23 protein-coding genes and 1 pseudogene are annotated in these 25552 nt (G+C 70.4%); 12 read left to right on the top strand and 12 right to left on the bottom strand.

Going from position 1 to position 25552, the window contains the following annotated elements; all coding sequences use genetic code 11:
* Nucleotides 1-124 precede the first annotated feature (124 nt).
* The gene (locus IH26_RS0143240; RefSeq protein WP_245665943.1) at nucleotides 125-1648 is read right to left on the bottom strand and encodes a C40 family peptidase; all 1524 of its coding nucleotides are present in this window, start codon (nucleotides 1646-1648) and stop codon (nucleotides 125-127) included.
* A 324-nt stretch (nucleotides 1649-1972) separates the two neighbouring features.
* Here IH26_RS0143240 and mqnE point away from each other — a divergent pair, with 324 nt between their 5' ends.
* The 6 genes from mqnE (at nucleotide 1973) to IH26_RS0143210 (ending at nucleotide 7163) form a co-directional block, all read left to right on the top strand.
* Entirely contained in the window at nucleotides 1973-3130 is a 1158-nt protein-coding gene (gene mqnE, locus IH26_RS0143235; protein WP_030442116.1) for an aminofutalosine synthase MqnE, read from the top strand.
* Between the two features lie 35 nt (nucleotides 3131-3165).
* A complete protein-coding gene (locus tag IH26_RS0143230; RefSeq protein WP_030442115.1) occupies nucleotides 3166-3597 on the top strand; it encodes a hypothetical protein in 432 nt (143 codons plus the stop codon).
* A gap of 10 nt (nucleotides 3598-3607) precedes the next feature.
* Entirely contained in the window at nucleotides 3608-3943 is a 336-nt protein-coding gene (locus IH26_RS54720; RefSeq protein ID WP_030442114.1) for a DUF4229 domain-containing protein, read from the top strand.
* Between the two features lie 298 nt (nucleotides 3944-4241).
* Nucleotides 4242-5183 (top strand): ABC transporter substrate-binding protein, encoded by a 942-nt coding sequence (locus IH26_RS0143220; protein WP_030442113.1) that lies wholly within the window; start codon nucleotides 4242-4244, stop codon nucleotides 5181-5183.
* 157 nt (nucleotides 5184-5340) lie between these two features.
* Nucleotides 5341-6387, top strand: a complete 1047-nt coding sequence (locus tag IH26_RS0143215; protein ID WP_051809582.1) for a FecCD family ABC transporter permease — start codon at nucleotides 5341-5343, stop codon at nucleotides 6385-6387.
* A complete protein-coding gene (locus tag IH26_RS0143210) occupies nucleotides 6384-7163 on the top strand; it encodes an ABC transporter ATP-binding protein (RefSeq protein ID WP_030442111.1) in 780 nt (259 codons plus the stop codon). Before IH26_RS0143215 ends, IH26_RS0143210 begins: the two co-directional genes overlap by 4 nt.
* On the opposite strand, the gene IH26_RS0143205 is transcribed toward IH26_RS0143210, so the two are convergent.
* From IH26_RS0143205 to IH26_RS0143180, 6 genes are all read right to left on the bottom strand, one after another.
* Nucleotides 7156-7977, bottom strand: a complete 822-nt coding sequence (locus IH26_RS0143205; protein ID WP_030442110.1) for a GDSL-type esterase/lipase family protein — start codon at nucleotides 7975-7977, stop codon at nucleotides 7156-7158. The two genes, IH26_RS0143210 and IH26_RS0143205, sit on opposite strands and share 8 nt — an antisense overlap.
* Before the next feature lie 114 nt (nucleotides 7978-8091).
* Nucleotides 8092-8841, bottom strand: coding sequence for a VOC family protein (locus IH26_RS0143200; RefSeq protein ID WP_030442109.1), 750 nt, complete (start codon nucleotides 8839-8841; stop codon nucleotides 8092-8094).
* Between the two features lie 50 nt (nucleotides 8842-8891).
* Nucleotides 8892-9632: an ABC transporter permease gene (locus IH26_RS0143195; protein WP_030442108.1), complete on the bottom strand. Its 741-nt coding sequence runs from the start codon at nucleotides 9630-9632 to the stop codon at nucleotides 8892-8894.
* Nucleotides 9614-10510, bottom strand: a complete 897-nt coding sequence (locus tag IH26_RS0143190; protein WP_030442107.1) for an ABC transporter ATP-binding protein — start codon at nucleotides 10508-10510, stop codon at nucleotides 9614-9616. The genes IH26_RS0143195 and IH26_RS0143190 overlap by 19 nt, the downstream gene beginning before the upstream one ends.
* Entirely contained in the window at nucleotides 10507-10830 is a 324-nt protein-coding gene (locus IH26_RS0143185) for a winged helix-turn-helix domain-containing protein (protein ID WP_030442106.1), read from the bottom strand. Before IH26_RS0143185 ends, IH26_RS0143190 begins: the two co-directional genes overlap by 4 nt.
* Nucleotides 10827-11459, bottom strand: coding sequence for a hypothetical protein (locus IH26_RS0143180; RefSeq protein ID WP_030442105.1), 633 nt, complete (start codon nucleotides 11457-11459; stop codon nucleotides 10827-10829). Before IH26_RS0143180 ends, IH26_RS0143185 begins: the two co-directional genes overlap by 4 nt.
* 66 nt (nucleotides 11460-11525) lie before the next feature.
* On the opposite strand from IH26_RS0143180, the gene IH26_RS0143175 reads away from it, so the two are divergent.
* Nucleotides 11526-11942 carry a GNAT family N-acetyltransferase gene (locus IH26_RS0143175; RefSeq protein WP_030442104.1) on the top strand — a complete coding sequence of 139 codons (417 nt, stop codon included), beginning with the start codon at nucleotides 11526-11528 and terminating at the stop codon, nucleotides 11940-11942.
* On the opposite strand, the gene IH26_RS0143170 is transcribed toward IH26_RS0143175, so the two are convergent.
* Entirely contained in the window at nucleotides 11923-13935 is a 2013-nt protein-coding gene (locus IH26_RS0143170; protein ID WP_030442103.1) for a HelD family protein, read from the bottom strand. The two genes, IH26_RS0143175 and IH26_RS0143170, sit on opposite strands and share 20 nt — an antisense overlap.
* Before the next feature lie 217 nt (nucleotides 13936-14152).
* Here IH26_RS0143170 and IH26_RS54715 point away from each other — a divergent pair.
* The 4 genes and pseudogenes from IH26_RS54715 to IH26_RS0143150 all read left to right on the top strand — a co-directional run bounded on the left by IH26_RS54715 (nucleotide 14153) and on the right by IH26_RS0143150 (nucleotide 17071).
* Nucleotides 14153-14535: pseudogene (locus IH26_RS54715) on the top strand (type II toxin-antitoxin system RelE/ParE family toxin).
* Nucleotides 14522-14842: a helix-turn-helix domain-containing protein gene (locus tag IH26_RS0143160; protein ID WP_030442102.1), complete on the top strand. Its 321-nt coding sequence runs from the start codon at nucleotides 14522-14524 to the stop codon at nucleotides 14840-14842. Before IH26_RS54715 ends, IH26_RS0143160 begins: the two are co-directional and overlap by 14 nt.
* Nucleotides 14843-14873: 31 nt before the next feature.
* Nucleotides 14874-16223, top strand: coding sequence for an MFS transporter (locus IH26_RS0143155; protein WP_051809577.1), 1350 nt, complete (start codon nucleotides 14874-14876; stop codon nucleotides 16221-16223).
* Nucleotides 16220-17071, top strand: coding sequence for a menaquinone biosynthetic enzyme MqnA/MqnD family protein (locus IH26_RS0143150; RefSeq protein WP_030442100.1), 852 nt, complete (start codon nucleotides 16220-16222; stop codon nucleotides 17069-17071). Before IH26_RS0143155 ends, IH26_RS0143150 begins: the two co-directional genes overlap by 4 nt.
* Before the next feature lie 205 nt (nucleotides 17072-17276).
* On the opposite strand, the gene IH26_RS0143145 is transcribed toward IH26_RS0143150, so the two are convergent.
* Both IH26_RS0143145 and IH26_RS0143140 read right to left on the bottom strand, forming a co-directional pair.
* On the bottom strand, nucleotides 17277-18713 hold the full coding sequence (locus tag IH26_RS0143145; protein WP_245665942.1) for a phospholipid carrier-dependent glycosyltransferase: 1437 nt from the start codon (nucleotides 18711-18713) through the stop codon (nucleotides 17277-17279).
* A 142-nt stretch (nucleotides 18714-18855) separates the two neighbouring features.
* Nucleotides 18856-19803 carry an aldo/keto reductase gene (locus IH26_RS0143140; protein ID WP_030442098.1) on the bottom strand — a complete coding sequence of 316 codons (948 nt, stop codon included), beginning with the start codon at nucleotides 19801-19803 and terminating at the stop codon, nucleotides 18856-18858.
* A 145-nt stretch (nucleotides 19804-19948) separates the two neighbouring features.
* Here IH26_RS0143140 and IH26_RS0143135 point away from each other — a divergent pair, with 145 nt between their 5' ends.
* Nucleotides 19949-21535 carry a beta-1,3-glucanase family protein gene (locus tag IH26_RS0143135; protein WP_030442097.1) on the top strand — a complete coding sequence of 529 codons (1587 nt, stop codon included), beginning with the start codon at nucleotides 19949-19951 and terminating at the stop codon, nucleotides 21533-21535.
* Nucleotides 21536-21798: 263 nt separating this feature from the next.
* Here IH26_RS0143135 and IH26_RS0143130 read toward each other — a convergent pair whose 3' ends face one another.
* Both IH26_RS0143130 and IH26_RS0143125 read right to left on the bottom strand, forming a co-directional pair.
* The gene (locus IH26_RS0143130) at nucleotides 21799-22641 is read right to left on the bottom strand and encodes an SWIM zinc finger family protein (RefSeq protein ID WP_030442096.1); all 843 of its coding nucleotides are present in this window, start codon (nucleotides 22639-22641) and stop codon (nucleotides 21799-21801) included.
* Nucleotides 22641-25538: a DEAD/DEAH box helicase gene (locus IH26_RS0143125; protein ID WP_030442095.1), complete on the bottom strand. Its 2898-nt coding sequence runs from the start codon at nucleotides 25536-25538 to the stop codon at nucleotides 22641-22643. Before IH26_RS0143125 ends, IH26_RS0143130 begins: the two co-directional genes overlap by 1 nt.
* Between the last annotated feature and the right edge of the window lie 14 nt (nucleotides 25539-25552).

Genomic DNA, 25552 nt, shown 5'->3' with positions numbered 1-25552 from the left:
GCCTTAACCGTGCCATATCCGCGCGCGTCAGCGCACCCGGCACCAACCCGGCCACTCGCATAGCCGGTGCGTTACCACCGGAAAGGCGATCTTTTACCGCCCTCGCGGACGATAGCCGGGCCGATCAACCCGCGCTGGCCGACGCGGACTGGCTGGTGTGTTCCGCCGCCGTCGCCGAGCTGGTCGACGCGCTGCTCGGCTCGGCGGCGGTGGTCGATGCGCTGGTCGGCTCGGCGGTGGTGGCAGCGGTGGTGGGATTGTTGGCCGGCGCCGTGGTGGTCGGCTCGGTGGTGGCCGGGGTCGTGGGCGCGGTGGTGGCCGGGGTCGTGGGCGTGGTGGTCGGCGGCGTTGTGGTCGGCTTGGTGGTCGGCGGGGTGGTGGTCGGCTTGGTCGTGGGCGGGGTGGTGGTCGGCTTCGAGGTCGGCGAGCTCGTCGGCGGCTTGGTCGTCGCGCTCGGGCTGGGCGTCGGGCTCGTTGTCGGGTTGTTGTCCGGCGTCGAGGGATCCGGGTCCGGCGAGCCCAGCGCCGGGCCCTCGGTGACGCCCGGGACCGAGCCGAACACCCGGGTGGCCTGGAACAGCTGCGTCCAGCGGACCGGGGTGAGCCGCACGTTGAGACCGGTGCGCGGGGCCTCGACCATCATGCCGTCGCCGGCATACATCGCGACGTGGTGGATGCCGCGCCAGCTGTTGGAGTAGCTGAAGAACAGCAGGTCGCCGGGGAGCAGCGAATAGCGGTCGACCACCTTGAGGTGGGTCTGCCAGTACTGGTCGCGGGAGACCCGCTCGAGCGGGAAGCCGACCGAGTGATACGCCGCATATGTCAAACCGGAGCAGTCGTACGCGTTCGGCCCCTCCTCGGACCACACGTACGGGTCGCCGCGCTGGGCCAGGGCGAACGTCAGGGCCTGCAGCGCGCGCGGGTCGGCGCCACGGCCGGCCTCGGCCCCCGCCAGGTACTGCTGGCCGAGCGCGTTGTCGGTCGCGGTTTCGCTGGCCTCGGCCGCGTCGATCTCGGCCTTGTGCTTGGCCTCGAAGGCCGACTGCGCGACCTCCTTCTTGTGCAGCTGGGCGTTGAGCGCGTCGTACTTCTTGGTCAGCTCGTCGACCTTCTGCTGGGCCAACGTATTCGCATCCAGGGCGAGCTGGACGGCGGTTTCCGCGTTGGCCAGCTGGACGGCGGCGACCTGCGAGGTGTCGGACTCGCCGCGCTGCAGGCGGGCGAAGTTGTCGAGGTCGGCCAGCTGCGGGTCGTAGACACCGGGCGGCATGGCGGCGGCCTGGATCATGGACTGGGCCGCCGCGGCGGCGACATCCGCACGCGCCTGCTGCATCTGCTCGACGGCCTTGTCGTACTGCTGCTGGGCGGCCGTCTGCTGCTGCTTGGCCAGCGTGCGGTCGTCCTTGATCCCGATCAGCTGGTCGCCCATCGCCGCGTTGTCTTCGCGGCCCTTTTCCACCTGTTGCAGGACCGGGCTGGACGCGGCGCCGGGGATCGTATGCACGGCGACCTGCTGCGTGCCGCTCTGGCCGGGCAGCTGGAGGGTGCCGAGCGCCACCGGCCGGACGCCGGGGTTGGGCACCGCGATCGGCGCGGTGGGCGGCTGGGCCGCACCGGGGTCGGCGAGGGCGGGAACCGGGGCGAACAAGGCCGCGATGGCGGCCGTCGCGGCAGCCGAATACCCCGCCGGGCGCCACCAGGGGTGCGCCGTACGGTTTCGCCGGTCTGCGTGTCGCGATGTCGCCATTAGCTCCCCGTCCGTGGCCGCGGGTCCGGATTCGTGATCCACTGCCGCTTCGTGTCCCCCTAATTGCTTACCGCATTCCTCACACGGCTGTCGATTGATCGAAGGTGAAAGAAGGCTGGGAATCCGGACAACACCGCTCTGACCTGCCGCTGAGGGATGTGTCGTAGGCAAGACGTAGTCTCGTCGCCAGGATCAGGAAAGGGGTCGTACATGGACGCCGGGTTGATGGACGCCGGGTTGAAGCGCGAGCTCGAGGCGAAGGTCTACGCCGGTGAGCGGCTGACTCGCGAGGACGGCATCGCGTTGTACGAGTCCGACGATCTCGCCTGGCTCGGCCGTCTCGCCCACCACCGGCGTACCGAGCTCAACGGTGATCGGGTGATGTTCAACCTCAGCCGGCACCTCCATCTGACGAACGTTTGCTCCGCAAGCTGCGCCTATTGTTCCTTTCAGCGCAAACCAGGCGAAACAGATGCATACGCCATGCCGGTCGACGAGGCGGTGCGCACGGCGCGGGCGATGGCCGGCGAGCAGCTGACCGAGCTGCAGGTCGTCAACGGCCTGCACCCGACCCTGCCCTGGCGCTATTACCCCGAGGTGCTGCGCGAGCTGACCGCGGCGCTGCCCGACGTCAAGCTCAGGTGCTTCACCGCCACCGAGATCCAGTGGTTCGAAAAGATCAGCGGACTGCCCGCGGCGGAGGTTCTCGACGAGCTGATGGCGGCCGGCCTCGAGTCGCTGACCGGCGGCGGCGCCGAGATCTTCGACGAGGAGGTCCGGCGGCAGATCGTCGACCACGACTGCCACTGGCCGGACTGGTCGCGCATCCACCGGCTCGCCCACGAGAAGGGGATGAAGACCCCGGCCACCATGCTCTACGGCCACATCGAGGAGCCGCGGCACCGGGTCGACCACGTGCTACGGCTGCGCGAGCTGCAGGAGGAGACCGGTGGCTTCGCCGTCTTCGTCCCGCTGCGCTACCAGCACGACGACGTCGGCGCGCCGGATGGCAAGATCAGAAACAAACTTCAATCGCGTACGACGATGGCCGCGCCGGCCGAGTCGCTGAAGACGTTCGCGGTCTCCCGCCTGCTGTTCGACAACGTGCCGCATGTGCAGTGCTCGACGGGCACGCACGGGCTGTCGGTGGCGCAGCTCGCGCTCAACTTCGGCGCCGACGATCTCGACGGCTCGATGGCGGCGTACAAGATCACACACGATGCCGGTGCGCACCCCATGCACCGCGATGACCTGCTCGATCTCATCTGGGACGCCGGTTTCCAGCCGGTCGAGCGCACCACGAGGTATGAAGTGATCCGCGAGTACGACGGGGCCCCGAGTCTGGCCGAGCGACGGAGCGAGCCTCAGCAGGTCTGGGCGTAAGAGGACACTTCGGCACGGCGTACCCTCGGTTTGTCATGACCGAGACAAAGAGTGAGCGTCGTCCCCGTCGCGACCCCAGCGGACGCTTGGCCACCATCGGCGACCTGCTGGGCACCGCGCTGGCCGGGCTCGTGACCGGTGCCGTCCTGCTGCTGGTCTTCGAGGCGATCCTGGCGCTGACCCGGGTCACCGACTTCGGCCACACCAGCGGCTGGCTCGCGCTGATCCTCCCGCTGTGGCTGTTCATCGAGGAGTTCCGCGCCGCCGCCGAGGCCGGGCCGTACCGTGTCGTGGTGGCCGTGCTGGCGGCCGGCTTCGGGGTGGCCGCCGGCCTCAGTCTCGCGGCCGCCGCCGCGCCGGTCTTCCCCGCCCTGGTCAGCGGCGTGCTCGCGGCCGGCGCGTGCACGGTCGTCTATTGCCTGGTCTGGTTCTACGGCCTCCGGTGGCTGAGCCACCGCGCGGGTTAGGGAGAGAAGAATGAGTCCCGCCGTCAAGTACACGCTCGGCCGCCTGGGCCTGTTCGTGCTGATCTTCGTGCTGCTCCTGCCGCTCCCGCTCAACATCCTGGTCAAAGCGATGATCGCCCTGGTCGTCTCGGCGGCCGCCTCCTACTTCCTGCTGGCCGACTGGCGCAACAGGATGGGCGAGCAACTGGCCAGCGCCGCCTCCCGCCGCACCGCCGAGAAGCAGCGCCTACGCGCCGCCCTGGCCGGCGACGAGGAAGCCGCCGCGGCCGGCGACCGCGCCGCTCTCCCCACCGAAGCCACCGACGCGCCCACCGACGCCGACTCGAACTCCCCGCGCGCCACCTGACGGCCTTCGGGGGCGAGATCCGGGCACTCCCGATACCGACTTCGGTGACCGGCGACCCGCGACGGGCCGCGGGGAAAATGTCGGTGGGGTGGGATAGCGTGCGGGGGACCGCGTCGCAGCGAAGCCGGTGGGAAACCGGCGCTGTCCCGCAACTGTGATGCCTCCTCGAGGTTAGCCAGGTCGCCTGGGCGTCGGTCGCGAAGAAGCGCTCTCGGGGAGGGGCGCCTCGCGGGCGGGCCGGGTGATCCGGGTTCCTGTCGGCGAAGCAGCACCGCTTGCCCGGCGACAGGAGGACTCGATGAAACGCGTGCTCACCGCCGTTGTGACGGCGGCTGCCCTGCTGACGGCGGCCGGCTGCGGCGCAGCGAACGACAAAACGGCGACATCCACGACGTCCGGGACATCGTCGCCCGGGGCCGCCGCGTCGTATCCGGTAACCGTCGGCAGTCTCACGCTGGCCGCGCAGCCCAAACGGATCGTCTCGCTCACCCCGACCGCCACCGAGATGCTCTTCGCGATCGGGGCCGGGCCGCAGGTGGTGGCCGTCGACGACCAGTCCGACTACCCGGCCGGCACGCCGAAGACCGATCTCTCCGGCTTCAAGCCGAACGCCGAGGCGATCGCCGCCAAGAACCCCGACCTCGTCGTGCTCTCCGAGGACATCGACAAGATCGTGGAGCAGCTGGGCAAACTCAAGATCCCGGTGGTTCGCACGCCCGCGGCGGTCAGCATGGACGACACGTACCGGGAAATTGGTGAACTTGGCAGTTTGACCGGTCACCAGGCCGAGGCCGAGGCGCTGCACCAGCGGATGACCAGCCAGATCGAAAAGATCGTGCGGGGTGTGCCGGCCCGCACCAAGCCGCTCAGCTATTACTACGAGCTCGATCCGACGCTCTACTCGGTCACCTCGAAGACCTTCATCGGGTCGATCTTCGCGATGTTCGGCATGACCAACGTGGCCGACGCGGCCGACCCGACCGGCGCGAAGGGCGGGTATCCGCAGCTCTCCGCGGAAGCGCTGATCAAGTCCAATCCGGACACGATCTTCCTGGCCGACAGCAGGTGCTGCAAACAGTCGGCGTCGACCGTGGCGGCGCGCCCCGGCTGGAACACGATCACGGCGGTCAAGGCCGGGCAGATCTTCCCGCTCGACGACGACATCGCGTCACGCTGGGGCCCGCGTACGGTCGATCTGGTCCAGTCCGTCGCCGACGCGGTGGCCAAGGTCCCGGCGTGACCGCCCGCACCGAGCGGCCCCGCCTTGATTGGCACAGCCTTGATTGGCACAGCCGCAGGTCGCTCGCCCAGGCCGCGGGCGAGGGCCAGGAGGGCACACCCAGGGACGGCACAGCGTGAGTTCCGGCCTGCGCGAAGCGCGTCCGACCCGGCGGGTGATGCGGCCCGCCGGCCTTCGTCCGGCCTGGTTGGCGGGCGGCGTTCTCGCGGTGCTGGTCGCGCTGATCGCGGGCCTCGCCTTCGGCTCGGTCGCGCTGCCTCCGGCGGGCGTCGCGCTGGAACTTCTCGATCAAATTCCGGGCGTACGCCTGCGCAGCGGCCTCTCGGACCGTGAGGTGGCGATCCTCCTCGAGCTGCGCCTGCCGCGCGTGGTGCTGGGCCTGCTGGTCGGCGGCATGCTGGCGCTGGCCGGCGCGGCGTACCAGGGTGTCTTCCGCAACCCGCTGGCCGACCCGCACCTGCTCGGCGTGGCGGCCGGCGCAGGTCTCGGCGTGACCGCGGTGATCGCCTTCCGCTCGACCGCCGGCGACGCCACGGCCGAGCTGCCGATCGGGGTGCCGATGGCGGCGTTCGCCGGCGCCCTGATCGCGGTCGCGCTCACCTGGCTGCTCGGGGCGGCCGGCGGACGCGACCGCTCGCCGGCCACGCTGATCCTGGCGGGGGTCGCGGTCTCGTCGTTTCTCGCGGCTTGCCAGACGTACGTATTGCAGCGACACGTGGACACGCTGCGTGAGGTGTACTCGTGGCTGCTGGGCCGCCTGTCCACCGCCGGCTGGCATGACGTGTTACTCGTCCTGCCCTACGCGGCGGTGACCGGCGCGATCGTCCTGAGCCAGCGCCGCGAGCTCGACGTGCTGACCGTCGGCGACGAGGAGGCGACCGGCCTCGGCCTGCACCCGCAGCGCAGCCGCTACCTGCTGATCATCGCGGCCTCGCTGGGCACCGCGGCGGCCGTCTCGGTCTCCGGCCTGATCGGCTTCGTCGGCATCATCGTCCCGCACACGATGCGCCTGCTGGCGGGGCCGAGTTACCGCTCGATCCTGCCGCTGTCGGTCCTCTTCGGCGGCGCGTTCCTGGCCCTGGCGGATCTGCTGGCCAGGACGGCGGGAGGCCAGGCCGAGATACCGATCGGCGTGGTGACGGCCTTCTTCGGCGCGCCGTTCTTCATCGTGGTCCTGCGCACCAGCCGGACGGCCGCCCCGTGACCGAGCAGGCCATCGTCGTGGCCGGGCTGCGGGTGCGACTCGAGAAGGCGCTCATCGTCGACGGTGTGGATCTCGAGGTCGGTGCCGGCGAGTGGGTGACGATCATCGGGCCGAATGGAGCCGGCAAGTCGACCGCGCTGCGGGCCATCGGCGGCCTGCTGCCGTACGAGGGCCGGATCGAGCTCAACGGCGTCCCCGTCGACAAGCTGCACCGGCGGGAACGGGCCAAGGCCGTCGCCACCGTCGGCCAGTCGCCGATCGTGCCGCCGGCCATGCAGGTCTTCGATTACGTGTTGCTCGGGCGTACCCCCTATGTCCCGCCGCTGGGCCGGGAGTCCGCCGTCGACCTCGCCACGGTCGACGAGGTGCTGGGCGAGCTCGATCTCGGCCGGTTCGCCGGACGCCGGCTCGACACGCTCAGCGGCGGCGAACGCCAGCGGGTGTTCCTGGCCCGGGCGCTCGCTCAGGGCGCGCGCATCCTGCTGCTCGACGAGCCGACCAGCGCGCTCGACATCGGCCACCAGCAGGAGGTGCTCGAACTGGTCGACCGGCTGCGGGCCGAGCGGGAGCTGACCGTGCTGGCGACCATGCACGATCTGACCACGGCGGGGGAGTACGCCGACCGGATCGCGCTGTTCTCCTGCGGGCGGGTGGTGGCGGCCGGCCCGCCGCGCGAGGTGTTGACCGAGGCGAACCTGGCCAAGTACTACCGGGTCCGGGTCCGTGTGATCGAGGGCGACCACGGGCCTCTCGTAGTGCCGGTACGCGTTACTTGAGATAGGCGGCCAGCGGGATGTTCTGACTGCGGAGAGCGCCGGCCACCAGACCGGCAATCTGCTGCGCCCCGTACGTCTCGAAGTGGGTGTGGTCGTTGCAGAAGAACGCGCCCAGCGCACCGGTCGTGTAATCGCCGTTGTTCGGGCAGAAGTGCCGGCTGTTGTACAGGTTTACGCTCAGTGTCTGCAGGTCGATGACCGGGGAGCCGGTCGCCGCTGCGGCCGCCGCGGTCTGCGGGACGAAGCCCCGGTTCTTGACCGCCGTGCTGCCCGAGCAGGTGATCGCGGCGACCGCGGTGAGCAGGATCGGGTGCGCGCCACGGGCCAGCGCCGCCTGCGCCATCATCGTCATCAGCTGCTGGTACCGGGCGGTGCCGACGTGCCGCGGGCACTTGGTGTCGCCGTCGTTGATGCCGAACTGCACGATCAGGTAGTCGCCGGATTTCATCCCGGTCAGCATCTCCTGCCAGCGCGTCGAGTACGTCGTGGAGCTGAGCACGCACTCGCCGTTGGAGCCGATGGTGCCGGTCACGTTGCCCTCGTAGAGCCAGGTCTGGATGCTGCGCCCGGCGACGGCCCGATTGTTGACCGTCACCCCGGTCTTGAAGAGCGCCCCGAACTGGCTGCCCCACCCGACCGGGCAGGCGGCGCCCGGATTCGCCATCGTCGAGTCCCCGGCGAGCCACACGGTCGGCCCGGCGGCGGCGACCGCGGTCGCCGATCCCGACGCGGCGCAGGCCGGTGCATCCAACGAAGCCGACGCCCCCACCAGCATCGGAACCAGAAGCACGGTCGCAGCCAGCCAGCGAATCATGATCGTCTCCCCGGAAACCGACAAAACGCCGCGGGGAGACGACATGGACAGTCGTCAATATATCAGGAAAGCGTTTACCGGGTAGAGGCGGGCACGCCCCCTCGGGGCAAAGCTCTACCGAGTAGAGGCGAGCACCGCGAACATCCCGCCCTGCCGGTCGCAAAGCACCGCGTACCGCCCGATCGGCAGATTCGCCGGCGGAAACAGCACCTGCCCGCCCAGCGCCACCACGTGCCCGGCCGCCCGATCGCAGTCCTGCACGGCGAAATACACCATCCAATGCGGCGAGACGTCGGCCGGCCACTGGGACGCGCTCATCGGCTGGATCCCGCAGATCGCCGTCTCGTGCACCTTGGCCACCAGGTACGGCACCTCGCCGAGCGAGCTGTGCCGGAACTGCCACCCGAACACCGCCCCGTAGAAGGCATACGCCCCCTCCAGGTCACGGGTGTTCAGCTCGTTCCAGGTCAGCGCCCCCGGCACGTCGAAGATCGCCGCCCCCGGCACCCGCCCCGCCTGCCACACGCTGAACGGCGCGCCGCCCGGGTCGAGGAACGCCGCCATCCGCCCCTGGTCGTGCACGTCGAACGGCGACACCAGCACCTTGCCCCCGTTGGCCGCGACCCGTGCGGCGACCCCGTCCGCGTCGTCGGTCGCGACGTACGTGCTCCAGGCGGTCGGCTGCCCCTGGCCGTAGAGCGGCCCGGCACCGGCCACCGGCCGCCCGTTGAGCAGGAAAGTGGTGTACGACCCGTCGTCCTCGAACTCCCAGCCGAACAGCGCTGTGTAGAAGCGCCGCGCATCCTCGAGATCGGCCGTTCCCAAGTCCACCCAGGTAGGAAAGCCGGGCGTCGATGCGGTCATGTCGGCATCGTCGCACTGCGTGTCTTTGGTTGGGGTTAAGTGTCGATGTTCTAGCTGAACCGGCGACCCTCGTCCCGTCGATAGGCCCATAGCGCCACCGCGGCGAGCGTGACAATCCAGGCGATCAACGACAACACCGACCCCGGACGTAACGGATAGTTGCCGACGGCGGCCCACATCAGCCGCACCGAGGCGCCGGTCGGGAGGTAAGGTGCAAGGTTTTCGACGAATCCCGGGGCGCTGCCCGGCGCGGTCATCAGCCCGCCGCCGAACGCGAGCGGGAAGAACAGCACCTGCGCGACGACGACCGCGGCCTTCGGCGGCATCGAGTAGCCGATCGCCAGCCCCATCAGGATGAACGGCACCGCGATCACCGCGGTCGCGCCCGCCGCCAGCAGGAACTCGGCCGGCGACACCGACGCCCTGGTCAGCGTCGCGGCGATCACCACGACCGGGAGCAGGGAGAACGCCATCAGCGCCAGACCGGAGAGCAGCCGCCCGGCGAAACGCGGGAGCGCCCCGGCGGGGAGCGTTCGCACATAGGGCTCCCAGGGCTGCACCCGATCGTCGGCGACGCCCACGCCGTACGAGAAAAGGTTGGTGCTCATCACGGCGAACGTCACCATCGACGCGGTGGCGTAGGTGGCGGCGACCGGGTCGTCGCCGACGAACGGCACCACGAAGGCGAGCATCGAGGCGGCCGGCCAGAACGCGCTGCCGATCACCGCGATCGGCGTGCGCGCGGTCTCGATCAGCTGGAAGCGGGCGTGGGTCAGGACGAGAGCAGCCATGATTCCTCCGTGTTGCGCTCGGTCAGGGTCAGGAAGGCCTCTTCCAGCGACGTCGGGCGTACCTCCAGGTCGGTGAAGGGCACGTCGGCCGCGACCAGGTCGCGGACCAGCCGATCCGAGTCGGGCGTGAGCAGGTGCCAGCGGTCACCCTCCCGGTCGGTTGCGCTCACACCAGGCAAAACCGGCGGCGGTACGGGTGAGGTCAGGCTGACCCGGCGCACCGCGACCAGGCCGCGCACCGCCTCGACGGTGTCGTCGGCGAGCACCCGGCCACCACCGATGACCACGACCCGCCGGGCCAGCGCCTCCACCTCCTCCAGGTAGTGGCTGGTCAGCACGACCGTCCCGCCCCCACCCTGGAAGTGCCGGATGCCGTCCCACAGCGACCGGCGGGCCTCGACGTCGAGCCCGGTGGTCGGCTCGTCGAGGAAGACGATCCGCGGCCGGCCGGCGAACGCCAGCGCCACGGCGACCCGCCGCTTCTCGCCGCCGGACAGGCCACCGGTCTGCCGGCGTACGAGATCGGTCAGGCCGAACTGCGCCAGCACCTCGTCGCGCGGCAGCGGGTCGGGATAGTGCCGCCGGACGAAATCGACGACCTCGCCGACGCGCAGCGAGGCGGGCAGGCCGGTTTCCTGCGGAGTGACCCCGAGGCACTGCCGGCTGACCGGCCGGCGCGGGTCGCCGCCGAGCAGCTCGACCCGCCCCGAGGTGACCGACCGGACGCCGGTGAGCAGGCTGAGCAGCGTGCTCTTGCCGGCGCCGTTCGGCCCGAGCAGGCCGACGAGCTCGCCGGGCGCGATGTCGAGCGAGACATTGTCGAGCGCGAGGGTGTCGCCGTAACGGCGGCTGACCTCAATGGCGCGGGCGAGCATCATGACGTCTCCTCCAGCGACGAAGAGGGATTCAGAAGAGCCCGCAACGCCTCCTGGTACTCCTCGAAGGCGAGCCTGCCGCGGCGGGTGAGCCGGACGAAGGTGGCCGGCGTCCGGCCCTGATGGGTCTTGGTGACCTCGACGTATCCGGCGTCCTCGAGCTTGCGCAGGTGGACCGACAGGTTGCCGGCCGTCATCCGCAGCGAGTCCTGCAGCCGGGGGAAGGTGACCCGGTCCTCCTCGCGCAGGACCGAGAGGGCGGAGACCACCCGCAGCCGGGCCTGCGCGTGGATCACCGGATCCAGCTCGGTGCCGTCAGTCATCGAGACCTCGGGCGGCCTACGAGCCCGAAGAGCAGCATGCCGCCGCCACCTGCGGTCGCCACGATCAGCGAGTGCCAGCCGGGGCCGGCGAAGATGCCGGCCACGTTGGTCAGGCTGGTCCAGGCGCCGAGGATGAAGAGCTGACGATCGTTCCAGATCGCGCCGCCGGCCATGTGCAGCGCGCCGGCCAGCGCCACCATGCCGCCGGCCCAGAGCAGGGCGGCCTTCTCGTCCGGCAGCAGGTCGCCGAACTGGGCGAACAGCGTGGACAGGCCGAAGAAGGCGATCGACCAGGTCAGGCCGTACATCAGGCCCTGCCGGGAGGACGGGCCGCGGGTCTGCAGGGCCGAGCGGGCGCCGACCACGCCGGTGATCACGCCGGCCGTGATCAGCAGCAGCGCCAGCACGGTCAGCGGCAGCCACGCCGGCAGGTCGACGAAGACCCGGCCATCCGGGCCGAAGCGCAGGAACAGCAGGCCGAAGCCGAACAGCCAGGCGAAGCCCCAGGGCCAGTACATCCAGCGCGGGTCGGGAGCGATGTCGCGCACGAGGTTGGCGCGCTCCCGGGCGATCAGCGCGAGCGAGTCGGCCGGGCTGTCGAGCGGCTCGTCGTCATCGATGGGTTCCATGCAAAGAACTTTACGACACAAAGTCAAAGAGGTTTGTGCCATAAAGTTGACTACTCTCGGGGAGTGATGATCCGGCCCGCCCTCACCGACGAGCTCGACGAGGTCCTCGCCTTCTGGCAGATCGCCGCCGAGAACGACAACCGGCCCGCCGACCGCCATGCCGCCCTGGCCGCGCTGCACCTGCGCGACCCCGACGCGTTGCTGGTCGCGGTGGATGTCGACGAGATCGTCGGGACGGTCATCGCCGGCTGGGACGGCTGGCGGTGCCACCTCTATCGACTCGCGGTCGCGCCGCACCGCCGGCGGCAGGGGATCGGCCGGCGGCTGATCGCGGCCGCCGAGGAGCGGTTCCGGGTCCTCGGCGGCAGCCGCGCCGACGCGATGGTGCTCGACGACAACGCCGACGCGCACGCCGCGTGGTCCGCCGCCGGCTATCGCCGCCAGGCGGAATGGTCCCGGTGGGTCAAGCCGCTGCCGGAGTGAGGGCCTCCGGAAGACCTTTCGCGTGTACGACCGACAAGCGCGAAACCGCACGAGTGAGCACCACGTAGAGCCGGTTCAGCCCACGGCTCTCGGCGTCGACGATGTCGGCCGGCTCGTGGACGATCACATGGTCGTACTCGAGGCCCTTCGCGACCGTGGCCGGCACGACGGTGACCCGTGCTTCCGAGTCGACGTCGTCGGGGGTCGCGTTCTCGATGCCGGCGGCGGCGAGGTGCGCGCGCAGGCGGTCGACCGCGGCGTCGGCGGCGATCACCGCGACCGAGCCCTCGTGCTCCAGCGCGGCGGTGACCTCGACCAGGGTCTCGGCGTCCAGCTGGGCGGCGTCGGCGACCGGGATGATCGACAGGTCGCCGTCGCGGCGCAGCGAGACGGCCTCGGGGACGTTCACGGCCAGGGCCGGGAGGAGGCGGTTGGCCAGCGCGACCACGGCGGCCGGGACCCGGAAGCCGACGGTCAGCGGGACCACCTTCGCCTCCGGTTTGCCCAGGTGGCCGAGGGTGTCACGCCACTCGGCGGCGGCCCAGGGAGCGGTGCCCTGGGCCAGGTCGCCGAGCAGGGTGATCGAGCCGTGCTCGCTGCGGCGGGCGATCGCCCGGGCCTGCATGGGGGAGAGGTCCTGGGCTTCGTCGACCACCACGTGCCCGAAGCTGCTCTCCCGTTCCATCAGCCCGGCCGCCTCATCGATCAGCAGGAGGTCGGCGGTGGAGAACTTCGCGGATTTGACCGTTTTGGGCGGCTTGGTCCAGCGGATGGCGTCCTGCTCGCCGGGGCTCAGCAGCTCACCCGAGCTTTCCGGATTTACCAGGATTTCTACGACCAGTGCCTCGGGGGTGACGGCGGGCCAGGCGTGCTCCAGGAATTCCGTCACCGGCGCGATCTTGCTCATCTTCCGCAGCCAGGTCTCGCTCGGCGAGTTCCCGGTCCGGTACTCCGACTGCCGCTGCAGCAGCCCGACCACCCGGGCCCGCACCCGTTCCCGTCCCACCGCATAGGGCAGCCCCTCCCGGCGGGCCTCGTCGACGATCCGGCGCAGCGGCTCCGGGTCGATCCGCCAGCGGTACGAGCCGTCCGACACCATGATCGGCTCGGTCGGCTTGGCCAGCCGCGACCAGAGCACCCTGCGCAGCACCTCGGCCATCCGTACGTCGTGCTTGACCAGCGTCGCCGCCTCGGTGTCGACCGCGCGCACCGGCTGCCGCGCGATCAGGGCGTCCACCGTGGCCTGCTGCACCTCGATCTCGCCGAGGGCGGGCAGGACCGCCGAGATGTACGAGAGGAACGCCGTGTTCGGCCCGACGATCAGCACCCCCGAGCGGCGCAGCCGTTCCCGGTGCAGATAGAGCAGGTAGGCGGCCCGGTGCAGGCCGACAGCCGTCTTACCGGTACCCGGCGCGCCCTGCACGCAGATCGAGTCGGCCAGCTCGGCCCGGACCAGCTCGTCCTGCTCGGGCTGGATCGTCGCCACGATGTCGCGCATCGGCCCGACGCGCGGCCGCTCGATCTCGGCGGTCAGGATGCGGCTGCTGGTGCCCAGTTCCTCGCCGCGGTCCAGGTGTTCGTCCTCGAAGCTGGTCAGCTCCCCCTTGACGAACCCGAACCGGCGCCGGGTCGCGACGCCCTGCGGGTCGCGCACGCTGGCCCGGTAGAACGAGCGGGAGAGCGGCGCCCGCCAGTCGAGCACCATCGGCTCGCCCGCATCGTCGGTGACGTGCCGGCGCCCGACGTAGTAGTTCTCCTCCTCGATGTCGAGCCGCCCGAAGAACAGCGGCGTCGTGGGGTCATCGGCGAGCTCGGCGACCCGGCGGGAGAGCGTACGGCCGAGCGCCTCGGCGCCGTACGGATCCCCCGCCACCTCGGCGCCGGCGGAGAAGAGCGCCTCGGCGCGCCCACGCATCCGGGCCAGCGCGGCCCGCGACTCGGCGAGATGACGGCGCTCGGCGGATAGTTCGGTGTCCAGGTCAAACGTCGACACGGTCCATCCTCAGGACTGGCTTGCGGGCTGCTCGCGTACCCGAGACCGACCACCGGCCTGCGGCGCGGAGGACGTCCGCTGCGGTGCATGCTCACCACGGCCGTCAAGCGGCCCTCAACCCTACGCCCGCCCCACCCCCAGTCCACCGATTTTTCGCGCCCAGGGTAGGCCTCGACGAAGCTCGGGGTTAAGAATATTCTTAACTTGGAGGTGGGCAATGGAGTGGGACATCCACTTGACCGAGCAGGTCGAGGACTTTCTGGACGCGCTCTACGAGTCGGATGCTGTCACTCATCGCCTCGTCAACCAGGCAATACTCGTCCTGGAGCGCAATGGGCCGGGTGAGGCCGCCCTCTGGTCGACAGCATCACCGCCTCCCAGTTGTCCAACATGAAGGAGCTCAGACCGCCCTCCGCCGGCCGTAGCGAAATCCGGATCCTGTTTGTCTTCGACCCGTGGCGAGCTGCCGTGCTGCTTGTCGCCGGTGACAAGTCCGGGCAATGGAGTCGTTGGTACAAGTCGGCGATCCCGGAGGCGGAAGAGCGTTATGCCCTCTACTTGAAAGAGCGGCAAGGGGAGATGGACGATGAGCGGAACTAAGCGTTGGCGCGACACCGCCCACCTGGATCGCGCGGTGGAGACTGCCGGCGGGCCGGAGGCGTTCGAGTCCGGTGTCGCCGAGATGCTCGACCAGGCGCGTGGCTGGCGGTTGGCGGAGCTCCGCAAGCGGCGTGACATGACGCAGGAGCAGGTTGCCGCCCGGATGGGCATTTCCGTCGCCCGGGTCTCGCAGATCGAGGCGGGCGACGTCTCCACGCGGGAGGTGCTCGCTCGATATATCTCCGCGCTCGGCGGCACGCTCAAACTCATCGCCGACTTCGGGGACGAGCAACTGAAGGTCGCATAGCCTCCCGCGCGGTGGTCGTCCTCCGGCCGAGTTGAAGAATGGTGGGCATGGCGATTCCCGTTGGGCGGACGTCTACCTTGTCGCCGGCAGCCGCGGCGTCTCGGTCTGCGGGGACTTCCTCGCGGCCACCACCCTCGCCCTCGTCCTGCAGCAGACCGGCCACGGCGGGCTCGCCGTCTCCGGCCTGCTCGTCGCGGCGAGCCTCCCGCTGGCCCTGCTCGCGCCCATCGCCGGCCGGATCGCCGACCGCGCGGACAGCCGGATCGTGCTCGTGCTGGCCGGCCTCGCCCAGTGCCTGACCTGCGCGTTTCTCACCTTCGTCGGCAACCCGGTCGCGATCATCGGGCTGGTCGCGCTGCTCGCCTGCGGCCTGGCGATCACCCAGCCGACGCTCTCCGCGCTGATCCCGCGCATGGTCCGCCCCGAGGACCTGCCGAAGGCGAGCGGCCTCACCCAGACCGCCGGCATCATCGGCGCGCTGATCGCCCCGGCGCTGGCCGGCATCCTGGTCGGCCAGTCCGGCAGCCGCCTCCCGCTACTGCTCGACGCGCTCAGCTACCTGGCCCTGGTGGTAGCCGGCCTCGCGGTCCGCACCCGCCGTCACCCGGCCAAAACCGAAAAATCCCAGGATAGGACCACTTTCCGCGTACGGGATGATCGGGCCCTCGCCGTCATGATCGGGTCGTTGGCCGCGGTCGTCGCCGGCGTCAACGCGATCAACGTCTTCGAGGTCTTCTTCATCCGGGGCACGCTGCACGCGTCGACCACGGTCTACGGCATCGTCAGCGCCTCGTGGGCGGCCGGCATGCTCCTCGGCAGCGTCGCCTTCGGCCGCTACCCGAAGCAGAAGATCACCGCCCCCGCCCTGCTGGCCCTGGTCGCCGGCTCCTGCGTCTCGATCCTGATCGGCGCCACGGTCGGCGGCGCCGGCTGGCTGATCCCGTTGTGGCTGCTCGGCGGCCTCTGCAACGGCGGCACCAACGTCTTCGTCTTCGTGATCGTCGCCGACCGCGCCCCGGCCGCCGCCCACGGCCAGGCCTTCGCGGTGATGACCGCCGCCGTCCAGACCGCCTCCCTGCTGGGCCTGGTAGCGGCCGGCCCCCTGGTCGACCACCTCGACGCCCGCCTGCTGGTCGCGGCGGCCGGCGCGCTGGGCCTGCTCATCTCGCTGGCCGCGGTCCCGGTGGTGCGGCGCGGAGGGGCCGCGGTCCCTGTGGTGCGGCGCGGAGGGGCCGCGGTCCAGGTGGCGCGGCGCGGAGGGGGCCGCGGTCCCGGTGGCGGGGCGCCGACGGGCCGTCCGGGAAGCCGGTGCGATGTGAGCCACGTAGCGGAACTCTGCGAGCCGGAAGCCGCAGTGCAGGGGATAGCGTCGAGGTCATGAGCGACGTCGCCGACCGGCCCCGGGTAGGGCACATCCAGTTTCTCAACTGCCTGCCGATCTACTGGGGGCTGATGCGCTCCGGTGCGCTGCTCGACGTCGACCTGCGCAAGGACACGCCGGACAAGCTGAGTCACGACCTGGTCGAGGGCAAGCTCGACATCGGCCCGATCACCCTGGTGGAGTATCTGCGGCACGCCGACGAGCTGCTCCTGCTGCCCAACCTGGCGGTCGGCAGCGACGGCCCGGTCCTCTCGGTCAACCTGATCTCCACCCGGCCGCTGGCCGAACTCGACGGGCGGCCGGTGGCGCTCGGCTCGACCTCGCGCACCGGGGTGCTGCTGGCCCAGATGCTGCTCGCCGAGAAGTACGGCGCCGAGCCGGAGTACTTTCGCTGCCCGCCCGAGCTGACCCAGATGCTGATGGAGGCGGACGCGGGCGTGCTGATCGGCGACCCGGCGCTGCGCGCGCTGTACGAGGCGCCCCGCCTCGGCCTCACCGTGACCGACCTGGGCCAGGCCTGGCGCGACTGGACCGGCCTGCCGATGGTCTTCGCGGTCTGGGCGGTCCGCAAGGACTACGCGGCCGTCAACCCGGGGGCGGTCAAGGACGTGCACGAAGCCTTCCAGCGCTCCCGCGACCTGTGCCTGGGCGAGCTCGACCAGGCCGCCGAGGCCGCCGCGCGGTGGGAGCCGTTCGACGCGCAGACCCTGGCCACCTACTTCCGGACGCTCGACTTCTCGCTCGGCGAGCGGCAGATCGCCGGGCTCCGCGAGTTCGCCCGCCGGGCCGCCCGACGCGGCGAGGTCCCCGAGCTCCCCGCCGAGGGGCCAGAGTTCGCCGAGGTCTAGGGCCTGCGCCGCTCGGTTGAGGGGTCGGGCCGCTCGGTCGAGGGTCGGGCGCTTGGTTGAGGGGTCGGGCCGCTCGGTCGAGGGTCGGGCGCTTGGTTGAGGGGGTCGGGCCGCTCGGTCGAGGGTCGGGCGCTTGGTTGAAGGGTCGGGCCGCTCGGTTGAGAGGTCGGGCCGCGGAGGTCGAGGCGGCGGGTGGCTCGCCGAGCTAGGAGGTCCGGGTCTGTTCGATCAGGGCCGCCGGCGGCTCGCCGTCGACCTCGTCGGCGGCCGTGGCCTTCTCCGGGCCCGGGCCCGGAGCCGGGCCCGGAGCCGCCGCCGGAGCCGGTGTCTTGGCGAGGGCCGCGATGCGGTTGCCCGCCAGGGCCAGCCCGACCGGAATCATCAGCACGGCCGGCTCGGCGTAGCGGTAGTCGAAGAGGCTGGTCGCGACGCTCACGATCAGCAGGCCGAAGCCGCCGAACGTGAAGAGCATGGCGTCCGCCGCGTCCCGCCACGGGCGGCGACGGAACCGCCATACCGCCGCGAAGAGGGTGACCAGCACGCCGATCGCGTACAACGGGCCCGGCGTGGTCACCCAGTTCCCGTACGCGTGCAAGGCATTTGCCTGGGGGTTGTCGACCAGGAAGCTCGGGGCCGGCGCGTTACCGATCTTGACGGGCAGGTAGTAGGCGGCCACGCAGCTGTCGCCCGGTCGCTTCGGGGGCACCCATTGCAGGGCCAGGCACTCGCCGTTGTCGACCAGCGGGGCACGCCACATCAGGTGCCAGCCGGTCTGCCGGGCGACCAGCGCGAGGTATTTGCCCGGCTCCTGCTCGATCACGGTCAGCGCGTACTTCTGCAGGATCGGGTCGTCTTTTTCGCTCCGATGGAACTGGTACGCGGGGCTGGAGGCGGCCCAGAGGAACTGGTCCGGCCGCTGGTCCCAGGACGTCGAGTGGGTCGGGTTGGGTAGGCAGAGCTTGCGCTGGTCGTCGGTGAGCTTCAGCTTGTCGCAGTCGGCGATCGACACGATCCGGGCGTACAGGAACCGGCCCTGGTACTCGCCCATCGCGTAGACGCCCCAGTGCTGGTGGTAGAACGCCATGTAGCCGCCGAGCAGCGCGACCGCCGGCACCACGTACGCAATGATCCGCAGGATGCCCGCCCGCCGGACCAGCAGATAGACCCCGGTCAGCGCCAGGATCGGCAGCCCGACGCTGCGGGTGAGCGCCGCGCAGGCGAGCAGCGTCCCGCCGAGCGCGGCGGCGACCCAGCCGACCTTGTCGCGCCAGGCGATCAGGAACAGCCCGGCCGCGGTGAAGGCCAGATACGCCGTCTCGGCCAGCACGTAGTGCTCGATGGTGAGCACCCGCGCGTCCAGCGCGAGCGGCACCATCGCGAGCGCGGAAACCCATGGCCGGCAGCCGCGGCGGCGGAGGAACGCATAGCCCGCCACGATCATCGCGAGCCCGATGAGGTGCTGGAGAATCGCGATGCGGATGTACGGCTGGTGCAGCAGCGGGAGGATCAGCGCGGAGTATCCCCAGGGCCGGATCGAGTTGGGATAGCCGTTCTGGGCCGACTCCACGTAGCTGCGGCTGTCCGGGAAGAAGAACGCGTACCGGTAGGCGTAGACGAACCAGAGCCGCATGCCGATCGCCATGCCCAGCACGATCCACAACGGCCAATGACGCCGCAGGCGCGCAAAACCCCCGACAACCGACAACGAAGACATCCCCACGGCGACTAAAGCGTTCCTGTGCGGGTGCGAAGCTATCAGTCACTCGCCAGGGGGCCCACCCCGCTCACCCCTCCAGGATGGTTTCCAGCGCTGCCAGGTCCTCCGTGGTGAGCTGCCAGCCGCCCGCCGCCGCGTTGGTCTGCACCTGCTCGGCGCTGGTCGCCCCGGCGATGACACTCGTCACAGCGGGCCGGGCGGCGAGGCCGGCGATCGCCACGTCGAGCAGGCTGTGCCCCCGCTCGTCGCCGAACGCGGTGAGCGCCTCGATCGTGTCCCAGTCGGCGGCGTCGAGGACTCCTTGATACCGATCCAGGGACAGCCGGGTGCCGTGGGCCGGCGTCTCGCCTCGCCGGTACTTGCCGCTGAGCAGGCCGGAGTCGAGCGGGAAGAACGGCAGCAGGCCGAGCCCGAACTGCTCGCAGGCCGGCACCACCTCGGCCTCGACCTGGCGCTGCAGGAGGCTGTACCGGTTTTGCGCGCTGATGAACGGGGTCAGGTTGCCGGCCCGGGCGGTCCAGTCGGCGTCCGCGATCTGCCAGCCGGCGAAGTTGGAATTGCCCAGGTAGCGCACCTTGCCCGAGTGGACCAGGTCGTCGAGGGCGGCGAGCGTCTCCTCGATCGGGGTGGCCGGGTCGGGCTCGTGCATCTGGTACAGGTCGATGTAGTCGGTCTCCAGCCGGCGCAGCGAGGCCTCGACCGCGCGCACGATGTACCGCCGGGAGCCGCGGGCGCCGAAGTCGTTGCCGTTGAGCCCGTCCATGTTCATGCCGAACTTGGTGGCCACGACGACCTCGTCGCGCCGGCCCTTGAGAGCGGCGCCGAGCAACTGCTCCGAGGTGCCGTGCGGGGTGCCGTAGATGTCGGCGGTGTCGAACAGGGTGATTCCGGCGTCGATCGCCGCATCGACGACCTCGCGGGTGCCGTCGGCGTCGAGCTTGCGGCCGAAGTTGTTGCAGCCGATGCCGACGACGGACACGACCAGGCCCGACGGACCCAGCCGGCGGTAGCTCATCTCAGTCACCGGCCAACCCTATGCCCGTTCGGTACAAGGTTTGCCCGGGGACGCGGGACATCCGTACTTATCTATTGACACATGTTGTTAACAAAGCTGAGCCTGACGAGAGAGCGCTCTCCCTCCCGCGGAAAGAGGTCTCCCCGTGCGTAAGCTCCTTCGTACCCTCGCCGCTCTCGCGGTCGCCGTTCCGATCGCGGCCGCCGTCCAACCCCCGGCGGCCCAGGCCGTCGGCCCCGACCTTCTGCCGGTCACCGTCACCAACAACACCGGTCGCGGCGACGCCGTCTACCTGTACGTCCTCGGCGTCCAGCTGTCCTCGGGCAGGCTCGGCTACGTCAACCAGGGCGGTGCGTTCACCGCGTGGAGCGGCGGCCAGATCCCGCCATCGCCCGCGCCCGACGTCTCGATCGGCGGCCCCGGCAACGGCGGCAGCACCACGATCAACTTCCCGCGCGGCTTCTCCGGCCGGGTCTACTTCTCGCTCGGCGAGAAGCTGAAGTTCTACCTGACGCCGGACGGGCTGGTGCAGCCCGCGCCGTGGGCGGCCGGCGACGCGAACCAGAACATCCTGTTCGACTGGAGCGAGTTCACCTACAACGACGCCGGCCTGTGGCTGAACAGTTCGCAGGTGGACATGTTCGCGGTGCCGCACGCGGTGACCGTCACCAACAGCGCGGGCGTCACCAAGCGCACAGGCGACCTGGTCGCGAACGGCCGGGACAACGTGATCAACACGATTCGCGGCACGTCGGGCTGGGCGAACACGGTCTACACCCGGTCGGACGGGACCGTGCTACGGGTGCTCTCGCCCGGCAAGGCGGCCGGCGCCGGCTTGCTGAGCAGCACGTATCTCGACTCGTACATCTCGTCGGCGTGGAATGCCTACACCGGCAAGACGCTGACCGTCGTGCCGTTCGCCGACCAGCCGAACACCAAGTACTTCGGCCGGACCTCCGGCAACGTCATGACCTTCACCAACACCTCGGGCGCACAGGTGGCGTCCTTCAACAAGCCTTCCTCGGCCAGCGTGTGGGGCTGCGCCGGCGACCTCCCGGCGCCGAACGACCAGGTCGTCGGACCCATTTCCCGTACGCTCTGCGCCGCCCTCAACCGCGGCACGCTCGGCACGATCGACACCCAGCCGAGCACGAACGCCGCCGATTTCTACCAGAACAACCCCACCAATGTGTACGCCAAGGTGATCCACGCGAACATGGCCGACGGCAAGGCGTACGCGTTCCCGTTCGACGACGTCGGCAACTTCGAGTCCCTGGTCAACGACGGCGACCCGCGCTCGGCCGGCATCGTGCTCTCGCCGTTCAGCGGTGGCGGTGGCGGCACGACGACCGCGGTCTCGCTGATCAGCTCGCTCAACAACAAGTGCATCGACGTGCCGAACTCGAACTTCGTCGACTGGGCCAGGCTGCAGATGTACACCTGCAACGGCACCAACGCGCAGAAGTGGACCTTCACCGGCGGCACCCTGACCAGCCAGAACGGCAAGTGCATGGACGTGGCGAACGGCTCCACCGCGAACGGCGCCGCGGTCCAGCTCTACACCTGCAACGGCACCGGCGCTCAGCAGTTCGTGCTCAGCGGCGCCGGCGACCTGGTCAACCCGCAGGCCAACAGGTGCGTCGACATCGTCGACGTGAACCCGGACGACCACGCCCAGCTCCAGCTCTGGGACTGCGCCGGCACCGCGAACCAGAAGTGGCGCAAGGGCTGAACCCCGATCCGGGCGCCGTCATCCAAGCGGTCGGCGGCGCCCGGTCGTGCATCCGCGTGGACAGCGGCGCCCGGTCGCGCATCCCAGTGGAGGGCGGCGCCCGGTCGCGCGTGCCTCCGCGTCGACGGCTGGCGCCTGGTCACGCATACCAGGGCGGACGGCGGCGCCCGGTCAGGTTGACTGCGTCGGCTTGGCGGGTTGACGCGTCAATGTTGACGGTGGACGTCAATGTTGATTCGCATCGTCAATATTGATTGGCGACGTCAATGTTGACTGTCAACATCTTCGGGATCCGCGAGGCTCCGGTACGCCGAGCGCAGCAGATCGGTCAGCGGGATGTGCCGCACCTTCACCGGCGGCGCGTCCAGGGCCCGCAGCAGCAGTTCGGGCGGCGTGGTGACCCGGGACGGCCGCTCCCGCAGCCGGCTCAGGCTCATTCCGGGGGAGTAGAAGTCGGCCAGGTGGTCTTCCAGCGGCGACTCGTCGACCGCCAGCGGGTCCACCGCCTCGATCGGCTCGGGCGTCCCGCGCAGCGCGCTGAGCAGCGTATCCCGGTCGCGTCCCCGCCAGGCGAGCACCAGGAACGGGTCGTCGTCGAACGCCTCGGCCAGCACGTACAGCACCGCCGAGCCGTGCTTGCAGGGCACGCTCCAATCCGGACAGCTGCACCGGATGTCCAGCCGATCGGGGAAGAGCGGCAGGCCGTGCTCCTCGAACACCTCGAGGATCTCCCGCGGCATCTCGCCGGCCAGCAGTGCGGCCCGATACAGCGCCCGGCCGCCGAGCGACGCCGTCACGTCGGTCCACTGTGCCGGGTCAAATGCGGCGATGACGATCTCCACCTCGTACGGCCGCGGTCTTGAACCCTGCACCCGAGCCGTCACCCTGCCCGCGGAGAGGTGGAAATCCATCACCTGGCCCTTGCGGGCGTAAGCCCGCCCGCGGGCGAGCCGCCCGCCGTCGCAGACGCGTTCCAGCACGTCGACGAAGCGGCGCGACCACCACTGCTCGCCGATCTTGCCGCGCTTGGCGCGCACCGCGATGCCGCCGTCGACCGCGATCGGCCTGGCACCCTCGAAGAACCGGCCATCCGGGTCGATCGGCATCAGCGCACCGCCCCACTGTCCAAACTGAACAGCTCGCGCAGCTGCTCGGTGTTCAACTCGCTGATCCACTCCTCGCCGGTGCCGACCACCGACGAGGCGAGCGCCTTCTTCCGCTCGATCATCGCGTCGATCTTCTCCTCCAGCGTGCCGGTGCAGATGAACTTCCGGACCTGTACGTCGCGCGACTGTCCGATTCGGAACGCGCGGTCGGTCGCCTGGTCCTCGACCGCCGGATTCCACCACCGGTCGAAGTGGACGACGTGGTTCGCGGCCGTCAGGTTGAGGCCAGTGCCGGCCGCCTTCAAAGAAAGAAGGAAAAGCATCGGCTCGTCGTCGGTCTGGAACCGCTCCACCATCTCGTCCCGCCGGGCCTTCGAGAGTCCACCGTGGAGCCACAGCACCGGGCGGTCGAGATGCGCGGCGAGGTACGGCTGGAGCAGCGACCCCCACTCCGAGTACTGCGTGAAGACCAGCGCCTTGTCGCCGTCCTCGATGATCTCCTCGGCCAGTTCCTCGAGCCGGGCCAGCTTGCCCGAGCGGGCCGGCAGCCGCGAACCGTCCTTGAGCAGGTGCGCCGGGTGGTTGCAGACCTGCTTGAGCTTGGTCATCGCGGCCAGCACGTTGCCGCGGCGCTCGATCCCCTCGGTGTTCTCGATCGTGTCCATCATGTCCTCGACCACGGCCTGGTAGAGCGTCGCCTGCTCGGGGGTGAGCGTGCACCAGACCTTCATCTCGTTCTTCTCCGGCAGGTCCGAGATGATCGTCTTGTCGGTCTTGAGCCGGCGCAGCACGAACGGGCCGGTCGCGCGCTTGAGGGCGGCCGCGGCGTCCTCGTCCTGGCGTACCTCGATCGGCTCCTGGAAGCGGCGGCGGAAACGTTTCGCCGGCCCGAGCAGCCCCGGGTTGCAGAAGTCCATGATGGACCAAAGCTCGGCGAGGTGGTTTTCCACCGGCGTGCCGGTCAGGGCGATCCGGGTGCGAGCCTTGATCGTACGGACGGCCTGCGCCTGCCGGGTGCCGCTGTTCTTGATCGCCTGCGCCTCGTCGCAGACCACCCTTTCCCACGATATTCCGTTCAAAGTGGACAAATCCCGTACCGCGGTCCCGTACGTGGTGATCACCAGGTCGGCGTCCTCGAGACTCTCCCGGCGACGTGACCCACCATGATGGACATATACCCGGATATCAGGTGCGAAACGGGCGGCTTCCTTCTGCCAGTTGCTGACCAGCGACATGGGACAGATCAGAAGAGTCGGACCCCGACGGTCGGTCAGCAGGAGCGACAGCGTCTGCGCCGTCTTCCCGAGTCCCATGTCGTCGGCGAGGATGCCGCCCAGCCCCAGCCGCGACAGGAAATGCAACCAGGACAAACCCCTTTCCTGGTACGGCCGGAGCGTCCCCTGGAAGCCCGGCGGCGTCGGCAGCGGCGCGATCCGTTCGGCCGCCTGCCCGGAGAGCAGGTCGCCGAGTTCCCCGTCGGCGTCCACCTCGACCAGCGGCAGGTCCTCCTCGCCGCCGTCGATCACCTGCTGGAGCACCTCGCCCGCGGTCAGCTCGCCCTCGCGCCGCCGGTCCACCGCCCGCAGCGCCGCCTTGAGCTGCCGATCGTCCAGCTCGACCCACTGCCCGCGTACGCGTACCAGCGGCACCTTGAGGCGGGCCAGCTCGGCCAGTTCCTCGGCGCTCACCACGTGCTCGCCGATCACCAGGTCGACCCGGAAGTCGACCAGCTGCTCCAGCCCGAAGCCGGAGGCGGCGGCCGCCCGGCTCTTCGACGAGCTCTTCGACCGGGTGGTCAGCTTCAGGCCGACCGCCTTGCGCCCGGCCCAGGTCGGCAGCTGCACTCCGAAGCCGGCCGCCTGCAGCAGCGGCGCCGCCTGCCGGAGGAAGTCGTGCGCCTCGCCGGTGGCCAGCTCCATCTCGGCCGGCTCCCGATCGGCCAGCGCGACGTGCAACAGCGGGAAGAGCCGGACCGCCCGGCCCAGCCCGGCGAGCAGCGTCTCGTCCGGCTGCGGCGGCATGCCCGGGAAGCGGGCACCCGCCCAGACCTCGGCGGCCGGCAGCCAGAGGCTCGGGTCCTCGGCCGACTGCAGCGCGAACGACAGCCGCCACGCATCCGAACCGGTGATCGGCTCGGCCAGCCGGAAGCTCACCCGGACCGGCCCGTTCGCCTCGTTGGCGGCGCGCATCCAGTCGCCGAGCGCCGCGCCGAGCTCGCGTACCTCCTCCGGGCGGCTCCCCGGCAGCGTCGGGTCGTCGGCGGTGAGCGCGGCGATCCAGCGGTCCGGCAGCGGCGCCTTGGGCCCGGCCCGGTGACCGAGCAGCAGGCGTTCCGGCAGCATCGTGCGGGCGGCCGCGTCGACCAGGGCGTCGAGGGCGTCGCGCAGGGTGCGGCCCACCCCGGTGTCGGCGGCCCGGACCACCGGCGGCATGGCGGCGGCGAAGTCCCGGTAGGTGGCCGCGTCGCCACCGGTGATCACCGGGCGCCAGCGGGCGGTCGGCACCCCCGCCTCGATCACCAACTGGGGGAGCATGCGGCCGCGGCGGGCGAGATCGCAGGCGAAGCCGGCCAGCAGCTGCAGGTAGCGCAGCGAGGCCGCCGGGAACCAGTCGTCCCCGCCGGACAGATCGCCCAGGGTCGCGAGGGCGTCGTGGGCCGGCGTGACCTGGGCCGGGATCTGATAGGAGCGCAGGCTGACCCGTTTGGGTGGCTCGGCGCCGCTCTCCGGCGAGGGCGCGGGCCCGCGCGTCGTGCCGGGCAGGCGCAGCGAGATCACCTCGGGTGACAAACCCGAAATTTCGGAAATGTCGCCTTGGCCCTCCGCCCAAAGCGCGAGCCGACCCGGCAGCCAGCTGCCCTGCACGACGAGCACATCAACCCCCTGAGACGACGGCATCGAGGGTACGACGG

Origin of the sequence: Actinoplanes subtropicus (assembly GCF_000721705.1) — a bacterium.
GTDB lineage: Bacteria > Actinomycetota > Actinomycetes > Mycobacteriales > Micromonosporaceae > Actinoplanes > Actinoplanes subtropicus.
Note: the sequence above shows the minus strand (reverse complement) of the source record. Positions and strands in the feature narration are given on the sequence as shown.